Genomic DNA, 11,118 nt, shown 5'->3' on the forward strand with positions numbered 1-11,118 from the left:
ATCGCTCCCATTCTACCATGCCGCTTGTCTGGTGTTCTATGGGGTCAGTGTAAACCTTAGCTGTTCCTGTTGAATTGAAATAAGTTCACTCCGTTGCTTCTCCCTAAGCAAATCTATTTTCTCATGGAGCGCCATTATTTCAAGCTCCGCCTTTAAATTGACTTCGTAATCGTGTTCTGCGCTTAGCCGATCTTTAGAGGCCTGCCGGTTTTGAGAGATTAAGATTATTGGCGCTTGAATGGCAGCAAGCATAGATAAAAAGAGATTTAGGAGGATGTACGGGTATGGGTCAAACGATTTATTAAACTTAGCCAGAACGAACGAATTAAGGAGAACCCAAGTAACCAGAACAACCATAAAGATTGAGATGAAAGCCCAAGAGCCTCCGAAAGCTGCAACCTTATCAGCTATCCTCTGGCCGAAAGTCAGTTGGTCGGAAAAGTCTTTAGCTACATTATCTCGAAATATGAATTCTCTCGGCGAGATGATGCGCAACTTTCTTTTCTAATTTACCAAGGTGTTCATATTTCGTGTGAAAGAGCTTTTCCGAATATTTCGCTGGCCTTTTGGTTTACCGTATTATCCTTTTGCATTGCCGCCTTAACCTTTCTATATTTATTGTCGCCGTACGAATTTAGAAAAATTTTCGCTGACCGGGAGGGAGATTCCTGCCGTCCTCGCGTAGACAAAGAGGAACCAAGCAATATCAGGGTGCCGGTTTCCAGGCCCGGACCTCCCCTGGCTACCGGGCGGGCCCCAGCACCGCTATTCGCCGCACTGTGACGCTCATCCCCGCTCCCCGGTGCGGGTGGCCGGAGACAGCGCAGAGAGGTATACCACCCTGGAAGGGCCGGTTTTCAGAGGGCTGTTTATGTCGGGAGCAGGAAACTTTTCGGGATTGGCGAACTCCTTCCGCGTAAGAGATGGGGGTACAACTATGCGCTCCGAAATCCTCATTGGCACCTCCGGCTACAGCTACGACGACTGGCGCGGCGCCTTTTACCCCCTGAAGCTGGCGAAGGGGAAGATGCTGGAGTACTACGCGCAGGAATTTCTCTTCACCGAGGTCAACGCCACCTTCTACCACCTCCCGCCCGTGCAGGTGATGGCGGCCCTCGCCAGGAAGACGCCGGAGCGCTTCGTTTTTGCCATGAAGGCGCACGGTTCGCTCACCCACGAGCGGGAGGCGGAATTCACCGGCCACGCGGCGAAGTTCCGCGCCGTGCTGAAGCCCCTGGAAGAAGCGGGCAAGCTTGGCGCGGTGCTCTTCCAGTTCCCTTTCGCTTTTCCTAACAGCCCCGGGAACAGAGACTACCTCGCGTATCTCCGGGAACTCTTCCCGGACCTTCCTGCCGCCGTGGAGTTCCGCCACGCGAGCTGGGTGGAGCAGTCAACCTTCGACCTGCTACGCTCCCTTGACCTCGCCTATGTCTGCGTGGACGAGCCCCGGCTTAAGGGCCTGGTCGGTCCCGTGGCGGTGCGGACTGCGAGCTTCGCCTACATCCGCTTCCACGGGCGCAACGCCGCGAAGTGGTGGCAGCACAGGGAAGCCTGGGAGCGCTACGACTACCTCTATTCGGAAAAAGAACTCGGGGAGTGGCTGCCGAAGATAGAGGGTGTGGCCCGGGGCGCAACCAGGGCCTTCATCGCCTTCAACAACCACCCCCGCGGCCAGGCGGTGGCGAACGCGCGGCTGCTGCGGGAGATGATCAGGAGGTTGTACCTGGAGTGATGCCCGCGGAAGGATGGGGGCGCGGCCTGATTTGAACTAAGAAACGAAGGAAACACTAGTAGTGTGCGAAATTCGCGGCAGTTTCGCCTCCTAAATTCTTGACGCAGGCTCAGGTACGTTGGTGCATTAAAACCAGGCGAAAGCCTGGGGTGCTAAAGCCATGGATCTGAGGTCTGCGCAAGCAGGCTATAATCGCCAAGCTAAACGGTTTCGACTACTGGGGGTAGTCAATGAAACTTACTCCTTATTATCAGTGAAACTACTCCCTATTAATTTTTCAGTAAAATGATCAAAGGAGTAGAAGAGGTTTGTTTAGCCAAACCCACGTTCTTTTAGCCACCGGTGTTTTTTTGCTTACTTACGCCCTGATCATTTCCGAAAAAATTCATCGCACTGTTGCTGCGCTTTTGGGTGCAGTCGTGGTCATACTGACCGGCATCGTCACTCCAGAATTGGCCGTTCGCTATATAGATTGGAACACCATCGGTCTTTTAACGGGGATGATGATCATTGTGGGCATCACGCGGGAGACGGGAGTTTTTAAATACCTGGCCATCAGGGCAGCTAAAATAGCGCGGGGCGAACCACTGCGCATTTTATCCTCTCTTTTCTTGGTCACTGCCATTCTTTCCGCCTTATTGGATAACGTGACCACTGTATTGCTTGTTGTGCCCGTCACTTTCGCCATCGCCCGTAAGTTGGGCGTAAGCCCTTTACCCTTCTTAATTGCCGAAATTCTCGCCTCCAATATCGGCGGCACGGCCACATTGATTGGCGATCCCCCCAATATTATGATTGGTAGCGCCGTTGGACTGGGATTTATGGACTTCGTGATTAACCTTACACCGGTGGTGGTGGTAATTTATATTTTAACTATCTTTATTTTACGCCTTATTTACCGCCGGGATCTTGTTACGCAACCTGAGCGACAAAAAAGCATTATGGAACTCAACGAGTGGGGTGAGATTAAGGATGCCGCTTTATTAAAACCGTGCTTCTGGGTTTTAGGATTAACCATTACCGGCTTTGCCCTGCACCAATATGTACACTTGGAGAGTTCCGTAGTAGCTCTTGCCGGAGCAACCCTGCTGCTCGTGATTACCCGTTTTGACCCGGAGCGTGCCTTCCACGCTGTGGAATGGCCGGTGATTTTCTTCTTCATTGGCCTTTTTGCCCTCGTAGGCGCATTAGAGGAAGTAGGTGTAATCGAGGCCGTTGCCCGCTATTCCTTAAACGTTACCGGGGGCCAGCTCCTGCCTGCTGGGATGCTCATTCTCTGGCTTTCGGCCCTGACCTCGGCTTTTGTGGACAATATCCCCTTTGTGGCCACCATGATCCCTCTAATTCAGGACATGGGCCGCCTGGGGGGCATAGAAAACCTCAACTTTCTCTGGTGGTCCCTCTCCCTGGGAGCCTGCTTAGGGGGTAACGGCACCATCGTTGGTGCTTCGGCCAACGTGGTAGTGGTGGATATGGCGGAAAAAAGAGGCTTTCCTATTAGTTTTCTCGGCTTCTTCAAAGTGGCTTTTCCGCTCATGATTCTTTCCATTGTTCTTTCTACAGGCTATCTATTTGCTTGGCTACAATTTAATACCACCCGCGTACTCTTATCAACCATGGGAACGGGACTGTTTTTAGCTCTCCTGCTACACCTGGTACAAAAGCAGTTGGAACGAAAGGACCGGGCGGAGCCACTTCCTGAAACTTAAACTTCTTTTCTGCGTTACCCCTCCGGTCACCTGTTAATCAAACCAGACCCTGTGGAATACGTGAGGGCCGCATAAAATACCGAAGAGAACCAGCTGGGGTATACCCAAACAGCGGTATCACCAGGCGTCCTGGGGACCGCGCAGCATCTGGACCGCGGGGCCTACCCAAAAGTCCCGCTCTAAAGGCTGGGCCAGGGTACCGGAAGCGTCCGCGATTTTCACCAGCAGGCGGTGGAAGCCTTCGGCCAGTGGCTTTTTGAGCGTGAGGCGCACTTCCAAACAATATCCGTTTACGCGCGCGAGGTGCAACTCATAAAGCTCTGGCTCCGACCGAACGTCATACCCATCAAGGTAAAAACGCAAAGTGGCGGGGTCAAGCGCTTTTAACTGGCGGCTTGCCGGGTCGCTCCGCGCGACCGCGGGGATGATCCGGACGACGATTTCGCCCGCGTTGAGCATCAGCGTCAACCTTTCGGCCTCCGATGTTGCCGGGTCGCCACCCAGCCGCACTACCGGCTGGAGCAGCCGACGAAAATGAGCCCGCGCGGTAGCAAGGTCGGGGTGGGGCGTAATTAAAAGCGCTACGATAAAGGCCAAGAGGGCATTTCCCTCCTCCGTTCTGGCAAGCACCGCCAGCTTTCCGGCAGCGAGGGTGGCAGCGAGCTAGGCCGCCATCCGGCCCCGCAACTCAAAAAGCTTCAGAAAGCGGAAGCTGAAGTCTTCGGGGTTCCGAAAAATGTGGGCCACTTCACCCGGTAAAAGCTTACTCAGGCGGTAGGCAACCCGGTAGAGGAGGGTACCCGGCGCGGTTAAGGCACGAACCACCACGGGCCACGGATAGACCTCCCACGGTGCGGTAGGTGGTAGCTTCGCGAGTCCGGCAATCTCCTCGTAGCGCTTGCAGAATAAGCCCCGCACCACTCCTTCTACCGCCATCCCGATATAGTCCGGCCCACCAGTAACGGTGGGGCTTATATCGCGGCGAATAGCCTCGGGAAGCGCTGGGTTGAGAAAAGTGACCAGGTGAACGAGGAGTCGGAGCCCCTCGATAGTGGTGCGGAGATTTTCCCGCAGCAACTCTATTTCTTCGGGCAGAACGCGTGCCGCCACCCCCCGAAACCGCTCTGAAGTGGCTGTGAGCAGGTTAGAGAGCTGGCCCTGCCGCCGGTAATTCCGGAAAAACTCAATCCTGCTGGTGTCGAACTGGCTCTCGCCGCTGCAATAGGTAACCAGTAGGTCATGGAAGAATTCGGTGAGCGCGTGGTCTACCAGCCGGTATTGCGCCAGGATCTCCGGGTGGAAGTCCGCGCCGAGCACCCGGTGAGAGTTGGCGTAACCCGGGAAAACAGACTCTTCGTCGGGCGGCGTGTAAGGGTCAGGGAGAAGCTGGCCGCGTGCGTCCACCACGGCGTAATGGGCGTACCAGTCAGCAAGCTGGTGGGCCAGCCACCCGCAGGCCACACCCAGTTCCTCCTCCGGATAAAGGTTTTTTCCTCGCTGCTGCGCCTTCAGCCACTCGTCAACCAGCGCGTAGCCGAAAACGGGGCTACCAGCCACGTTGTCGGGGATGAAGTTGTGGGCGTAGTCGTAAACGCTGCTTCCCGTTAGGATGTGAAGGGTGGCAATGGCGTCCGCACTGTTACCGGCAAAGATGAAAACGTCCCGGTGGCGCCGCAGCCGGCTCAAAAGATCCCGGTTGATGGCCGGATTTCCGAGCGCGGCTTCGCGCTCGGCTTGCCGTAGCGCCCGGTAATTAATATAGGGATGGGTTAGCGGTCCCCACCAAAAAGCGGGAATAGAGGAAGCAGAAGGAGGCGAACCAAAAGATTTTGGGTTTGCCGCCAAAATCTTGGGAGCCTTTCCCGCCACCGGCCGGTTAGAAGAAGCCACACGGCCCGCTTGCCCCCTCAGCACTCTTCTCGCTCCGGTGCGCTTACATCTCCTGATGCCTCGCGCAGGACTAAAGCGTTAAGTTTATCCTACGTAACGCTTTTGTAACCAGAATATTCAGGAAGGGCCAGGGTGGTTTTATCTCATCAGCTTCTATAACGTTTAGAAGCGAAAAGGGCCAACCGTCCTTTTTGTTTTCCCTGAAGTATATATTTCACTGGAGGAAAAGACGGGCCTGGCTGTCGTAAAAAAGGGCTTCCGTTTACGGGTATTAGAGGCCTTTTTGTCGGAAAACGCGCTTCCGTGGGGGGATGGAGGTGGAGTTTATTAAGCGCCTTAAGGAACACCAGGATGCCGAGCGGCGTCTTGCTTGGGAAGGCACGTTCAGGGATTACCTGGAACTCGTGCGGCAAAACCCCCAGATCTGCCAGCTCGCGTACAGCCGCATCTACAATATGATCGTTACTGCCGGGGTAGAAGTGGTTAACGGACAGAAGCGGTACAAGTTTTTTAGCCGGGAGCTTTTTGGTCTCGACCGGACGTTAGAGAAGCTGGTCGAGGAATACTTCCACCCGGCAGCCCGCCGCCTCGATGTTCGTAGGCGCATTCTCCTGCTCATGGGGCCGGTTAGCGGGGGAAAATCAACTCTTGTCAATCTCCTTAAAAGGGGTTTGGAGGAGTACACCCGCACGGATGCGGGGGCGGTATACGCCATCAAGGGTTGCCCGATGCACGAGGAACCGCTCCACCTCATCCCCCGGGAACTCCGGGGTGAGTTTCAGCGGGAGTACGGCGTCTACATCGAAGGGGAACTCTGCCCGGTCTGTCGCCTGCGCGTGGAAACCGAATACCACGGGCGTATCGAGGACGTGCCGGTGGAGCGGGTCCTCTTTTCTGAGGAAAAGCGGGTTGGCATCGGCACTTTCACCCCGCCCGACCCCAAGTCCCAGGATATTGCGGAGCTCACTGGGAGCGTTGACTTTTCCACAATTGCGGAAGCTGTCCAGGACGGACGGAGAGCGTCCGGCGCTTCAGGGATGCGATCTGCGGCGCATTGCGGCCCTGACCGCCGGCCTCAAGCTCGTCCACATCGAAGACATCGTTCTCCGGGCGGATTTGGAGGACCGTCCCGTGGACGACGAGTTGGTACGGGAGCGCAAGGAGGAGCTCATCCGAAGCGAGTTCCAGGACGTGCTCCAGATTATCGAGCCGCAAATCGGGTTCGACGACATTGGCGGCATGTATCACGTCAAAGAGTTCTTTCTCCGCTCGGTAGTTCGTCCGATGAGGGCTGGCGACGGGGCGCGGGTGCCGATGGGGGTGCTGCTGCTCGGCTCTCCGGGAACGGGCAAAAGCGTGCTGGCCGAAGCCGTGGCCAAAGAGAGCGGTATGAACTGCTGCTCGCTCAACGTAGGGCGTCTCCTGGGCAGCTACGTGGGTCAGTCCGAGAAAAACCTGGCCCGTGCGTTGGAGTGCATCGAGGCCCTGGCTCCCACGATCGTGTTCATCGACGAAATCGACCAGGCGGGCCTCAGCCGCACCGGGGACAACACGGGGGTCACGAACCGGATATTCCAGCAGCTTTTGCAGTTCATGTCGGAGACCCGCCACCGCGGTCGGATAGTTTTTTTAGCGGCGTCGAATCGTCTGGACCTGATCGACCCGGCGCTGAAGCGTCCCGATCGGTTCGACAAAAAGGTCCCGATACTGGCGCCGGAGGCGGCCGAACGGGAAGCCATCTTTCGGACGTTTTTCCGCAAGTACGGAATCCCGGCGGAGTCCGATTTGAACCTGTCTCCGGCGGTCGCGGCCACGGAGGGGTGGACCGGAGCCGAAATGGAGGCCCTGGTCCTGAAGGCGTGGGAGCTTGCCGGGGACAGGCCGCTGTCGGCGCGCGACTTGGCGGAGGCCCTCAAGAGGTACGTTCCGTCGACGTGGGGGGTCGAGGAGATGACCGCCCTGGCGGTGGCCGAGTGCAACGACCTCGACCTGTTCCCCCCTCCATGAGGGAGAGGGTGCTGGCGGAGCGTTCCGGCCGCAGCGCGACGGAGCGGGAGCCAGTGCAGCGAGGACGCCGAGCTTAAATGCGAACTGCGGAACCGAGGGGGTGCGGGGCGCGTCTTTCCGGCGCGCCTCTGTTCTTCCCTAAAACTAGGTTCAGGGAGGCTGAGCCATGGATCGCAACCGCAACGCAAGGGACGCGGAGTTTGCCGAAAGGCTCCGGGAAGCGTTCGGTTCCCCGGACGTGGAAAGGCTGAAGGCGGACGTGGGGGCCGAGGTCGGCCTTGACCCGGAGAAGATCTATGTCCGCAGGGAGGTGCTGGCGACCGAACTGGCTCAGAAGGGGGTTCTCGTCACCGTTCACGTGGGCCGCACCAGGTTCACGGAGCAGCTGGCTCCGAAGGACCTGGGTTTGAATCCGGAGGACGAAGCGCACAGGCGGTTTTTCCGCGAGTACGTGCGCCTGGGGACCGGTATTTGATCAACGCCGGGCACCTCCGGGAGCTGGACAAGCTGGACCGTGCGGCCCGGCGCGTGGTCGAGAAGTGCGGGTTCCAAACGGCCTACGGGTGGTTTGTGCCGTACAGGAACTTTCGCGAAATGAAGCAAGAGTTCGATGTTTTGAAGGCGCAGTACTTCGCGCTTCGGGACGAAATTCTGGAAAGGTACGAGGAGCTGAAGCGCGACGCCCGCGAGGCGTACGCGGCTGCGGCCAGGGAAGCTTACCGGCTTCTTCAGAGGGACTTCGCCGCCGAGGCGCCCGAAGACTTTGTAGCCCGCTTTGTGGAAGCCGCGTCGGCCGCGCTGCCGTCGCCGGAGCGGGTCCGGGATTCGTTCTACATGGAGATGGACGTGGCCTTCGTTCCCCTGACTTCCTTCCTGGCGGCCGAGGAGGCGCAGCGCCGCCTGATAAAGCAGAGGGAGGAGCTTCTCGAGCGGGAGCTGCGCCTTCTGGAACAGGAGCTTGCGGCAAAGGAACGCCTGCAGGCCGAAGAGGAGGCGCTGCAAAAACAGATCCTCCGCGAACGCTGCGAAGCCGAACTGCTGAAGGCGAGGCGCGAGCGGGAGCTCATGGAAGAGGCGCACCGGGAGGCGATAGAAGCCTTCCGGCGGCAGATAGACGAATTCCTAGGCGACGTGGTCGGTCGGGTTTACGGCATAGTTTACGAAGCCGTGTTGGCGGTCAGGGAACGCCTGGCGCGCCGCGGAGAGCTCCGGGCGGCCGACGGGCGCAGGCTCATATCCGTTGCGGAGCGGGCCCAGGCTCTCAACTTCACCGACGACGCGCGGGTCGAAGAGCCTACATCTGAGAACTGCGCAACCTGGCAGCCGACGTGGAAAGCCGGGACCCGGCTGAAGTGCAACAGGTCCTGAGCGACATTGAAGCCGAAACCCGCCAGATGTTGGCTCTTCTTGGGGTCGAGGAACGCCGCAGAAGGACGGAAGCCGGCGTGGAGTCGGCCGGCGTGGAGCTGGTCGAAACGGTGTCCGCAGTCGAACGGAGGCCGAGGGCGCGGCAGGAGGTCTTGTTTGAAACTCCCGTTGCGGCCGGCCGCCGTGCGAGGGCGGGTGCGTGCTGATGGCCGGTCCCCTGCTAAGGGTGTCCCGGCATCGCCCCTGCCCGGTATGCGGCAAGCCGGACTGGTGCTCGTACACCGAGGACGGGCTGGTCATATGCATGAGAGTGCCGAGCGACCGGCCCACGCGGAACGGGGGCTGGGTTCACCTGACGGACGAAACGTTCCGGGGCGGGGCGCCGCTTCCGCCCCGGAGCGCGGACGTTCCCCCCGCTTCCGTGGCGCGGCGGGACGCGGTGTACAGAGAACTGCTCCGGCTCTGTCCTCCGGGGAGGGAACACCGGATGGACCTTCTGCGGCGGGGACTTCCGGAGCCATTTGAAGGCAAGTACGGAACCCTGCCTCTGGAGGGCAGGCGCGAAATCGTGGAGCGTCTTGAACTCCTTTTTGACCTTGAAGGCGTTCCCGGTTTCTGGCACGACGGGCGCAGGTGGTGCCTGGCGGGTCCTCCCGGGCTGCTCGTGCCGGCGCTGGATCCCGAAGGCCGCATTCAGGGCCTGCAGGTGCGGGTGGAGCGGGAGGGGCGCAAGGCTTACCCGTGGCTGACGAGCCGGGGAAGGGAGGGCGGCAGCAGTCCCGGCGCGCCCTGGCACGTGGCGGGCCGAAACTACCCTGCGGACCGGGTGGTGGTGACCGAAGGCTTTCTGAAGGCCGATGTCACCGCTCATTTACTAGGCATGCGCGCCGTCGGGGTGCCGGGCGTCACGTGCTGGAGGGGCGTTCCGGAATACCTGGAAACCCTGAAGCCTGTTCTGGTCATTCTCGCGTGGGACTACCCCGAGCTCACCGTGCGGAAGAAGGAGCCGGTCCGGCGAAGTCTCTACGGGTTTGCGGCCGCCCTCAGGGAGAAGGGGTTAAAGGTCGCGGTCGCCCGTTGGGATCCTTCCTGGGGAAAGGGCATCGACGACGTTCTGGCTGGCGGCCGGAACATAATCGTGGACATGGGTTTCGTGCGGCGGCAGCTGGCCGTTTGAGGACTCCGCGCCGTCAGACTATTCTGCAGGAGACGAGGGCGAACTTCCCGAGCCACAGCACGTCCACGCCCCTGAGCCCGTACGCGAGCGCCGTGAGGGCGAACTCCTCCCACTCCGGCCTGAGGCGGAGCGGCGCGTAGTTGAAGACCACGTTCGGCCTGCCGTCGGACGTGTCCACCATTAGAAAGGCCAGGCCGGGCTCCAGGTCGCGCAGGCGGAGGCAAGCGACGTCCCAGGAGACGCTGGCCCTTTCTCGAAGGATGCGGGCCACGTGTCCCCTGTGGGAGTACATGCTGCACAGTGCGGTTACGACCGGCTCGGGGAGGAGGATGGCGCGCCCGAGCCGGAATGCGGCGCCTTCGCGGGCGGAATCCCTGCGGAGGATGTGGTACATGAGGGGTTCTCTGCGAAGGTGGCCGAGGCATATTTCGGAGAGTTCGTGCGCCAGGGTGGTGCGCCGCCTGGCCCGGTGCCGGTTTCCGTTAATCACGATGTGGTATTCGTTGCGCTCTTCGTGATAGAAGCTCATTCCCTCCACGAGGCGGTGCACGCGGCCCAGGCGCACGACCCGGATGTGCCTCCCGACGTAGCGTTCCGCGCAAGCCCTGACGCGGTTCAGGTTGACGGGAACGCCTGCCTGGCTCTCGAGGAGAAAGGAGAGCAGCGACGAGGGGGGCGTCCAGAGTTGACGCCCCCTTTGCGCCGCAGCTTCTTGGTCATCTCGATTATGCTTTCGATGTTGCGGGCCACTTCTTCTCTGGCGTCTTCGGGGATTTCCGCGGCGCGGAGGGCCATTTCGATGCCTTCGCGGATGCGGATGCGGCGGATGGTTTCGGCGTCGTTGGGGGACTTTTCGCGGCCGAGCAGGTAGTCGACGGAGACGCCGTAGAAGTCGGCGAGCCTCACGAGGGTGTCCGGTTTGACGCCCCGGAGGCCGGCTTCGTACTTGTTGTAGGCGGTGTAGTCGATGCCGGCTCCCTGGGCGACCTCTCGCCTGGTGAGCCCCCTGCTTTCCTGCAGCTCTTTGAGCCTGCGGGCCAGTTCCGAGTCCGGCTCTTTTTCGGAGCCCATGATGTTCACCTCACGATAAGTTGGCTTACGCACAAGATAACATTTTTCCCACCTCCTCCTACGGTTTTGGCACTATTTATTCTGGCTCGGGTTTGGTTGGGTTATAAGCAAAGACTCACGGTAAAATGTCAACAGGAGATTTCAAAAAGTTTAAGTTTTCAAGC

At 59.2% G+C, this 11,118-nt stretch carries 11 protein-coding genes and 1 pseudogene; 7 read left to right on the plus strand and 5 right to left on the minus strand.

Annotated elements, in window-relative coordinates; all coding sequences use genetic code 11:
* Positions 1-36: 36 nt before the first annotated feature.
* Positions 37-495 (minus strand): DUF1003 domain-containing protein, encoded by a 459-nt coding sequence (locus tag ACUVTA_RS06620; RefSeq protein ID WP_445952170.1) that lies wholly within the window; start codon positions 493-495, stop codon positions 37-39.
* Between the two features lie 442 nt (positions 496-937).
* Between ACUVTA_RS06620 and ACUVTA_RS06625 the strand changes: the two genes are divergently transcribed.
* Entirely contained in the window at positions 938-1,732 is a 795-nt protein-coding gene (locus tag ACUVTA_RS06625) for a DUF72 domain-containing protein (RefSeq protein WP_445952171.1), read from the plus strand.
* Between the two features lie 308 nt (positions 1,733-2,040).
* The gene (locus tag ACUVTA_RS06630; RefSeq protein ID WP_445952172.1) at positions 2,041-3,441 is read left to right on the plus strand and encodes an ArsB/NhaD family transporter; all 1,401 of its coding nucleotides are present in this window, start codon (positions 2,041-2,043) and stop codon (positions 3,439-3,441) included.
* 117 nt (positions 3,442-3,558) lie between these two features.
* On the opposite strand, the gene ACUVTA_RS06635 is transcribed toward ACUVTA_RS06630, so the two are convergent.
* Positions 3,559-4,071, minus strand: a complete 513-nt coding sequence (locus tag ACUVTA_RS06635; protein ID WP_445952173.1) for a hypothetical protein — start codon at positions 4,069-4,071, stop codon at positions 3,559-3,561.
* A gap of 33 nt (positions 4,072-4,104) precedes the next feature.
* Complete coding sequence (locus ACUVTA_RS06640; RefSeq protein WP_445952174.1) at positions 4,105-5,331, minus strand: hypothetical protein; 1,227 nt, start codon at positions 5,329-5,331, stop codon at positions 4,105-4,107.
* A gap of 311 nt (positions 5,332-5,642) precedes the next feature.
* Between ACUVTA_RS06640 and ACUVTA_RS06645 the strand changes: the two are divergent.
* The 5 genes and pseudogenes from ACUVTA_RS06645 to ACUVTA_RS06665 form a co-directional block, all read left to right on the plus strand.
* A pseudogene (locus tag ACUVTA_RS06645) lies at positions 5,643-6,311 on the plus strand (protein prkA); the annotation flags it as partial.
* Positions 6,312-6,645: 334 nt separating this feature from the next.
* Positions 6,646-7,338, plus strand: coding sequence for an ATP-binding protein (locus tag ACUVTA_RS06650; RefSeq protein ID WP_445952180.1), 693 nt, complete (start codon positions 6,646-6,648; stop codon positions 7,336-7,338).
* 166 nt (positions 7,339-7,504) lie between these two features.
* Entirely contained in the window at positions 7,505-7,813 is a 309-nt protein-coding gene (locus tag ACUVTA_RS06655) for a hypothetical protein (protein WP_445952175.1), read from the plus strand.
* Positions 7,810-8,706, plus strand: coding sequence for a DUF3150 domain-containing protein (locus ACUVTA_RS06660; protein ID WP_445952176.1), 897 nt, complete (start codon positions 7,810-7,812; stop codon positions 8,704-8,706). Before ACUVTA_RS06655 ends, ACUVTA_RS06660 begins: the two co-directional genes overlap by 4 nt.
* Before the next feature lie 304 nt (positions 8,707-9,010).
* Positions 9,011-9,883 (plus strand): DUF3854 domain-containing protein, encoded by an 873-nt coding sequence (locus ACUVTA_RS06665; protein ID WP_445952177.1) that lies wholly within the window; start codon positions 9,011-9,013, stop codon positions 9,881-9,883.
* Positions 9,884-9,896: 13 nt separating this feature from the next.
* On the opposite strand, the gene ACUVTA_RS06670 is transcribed toward ACUVTA_RS06665, so the two are convergent.
* The gene (locus tag ACUVTA_RS06670; protein WP_445952178.1) at positions 9,897-10,448 is read right to left on the minus strand and encodes an ImmA/IrrE family metallo-endopeptidase; all 552 of its coding nucleotides are present in this window, start codon (positions 10,446-10,448) and stop codon (positions 9,897-9,899) included.
* A 50-nt stretch (positions 10,449-10,498) separates the two neighbouring features.
* Positions 10,499-10,954 (minus strand): helix-turn-helix domain-containing protein, encoded by a 456-nt coding sequence (locus ACUVTA_RS06675; RefSeq protein ID WP_445952179.1) that lies wholly within the window; start codon positions 10,952-10,954, stop codon positions 10,499-10,501.
* Positions 10,955-11,118: the final 164 nt, after the last annotated feature.

Source organism: Thermodesulfitimonas sp. (genome assembly GCF_052743955.1).

Bases quoted from the DNA above. Each gene is read 5' to 3' on its own strand.
- ACUVTA_RS06650 (WP_445952180.1), top strand. From the start codon at position 6,646: ATGGGGGTGCTGCTGCTCGGCTCTCCGGGAACGGGCAAAAGCGTGCTG.
- ACUVTA_RS06665 (WP_445952177.1), top strand. From the start codon at position 9,011: ATGAGAGTGCCGAGCGACCGGCCCACGCGGAACGGGGGCTGGGTTCAC.
- ACUVTA_RS06625 (WP_445952171.1), top strand. From the start codon at position 938: ATGCGCTCCGAAATCCTCATTGGCACCTCCGGCTACAGCTACGACGAC.
- ACUVTA_RS06655 (WP_445952175.1), top strand. From the start codon at position 7,505: ATGGATCGCAACCGCAACGCAAGGGACGCGGAGTTTGCCGAAAGGCTC.
- ACUVTA_RS06675 (WP_445952179.1), bottom strand. From the start codon at position 10,954: ATGGGCTCCGAAAAAGAGCCGGACTCGGAACTGGCCCGCAGGCTCAAA.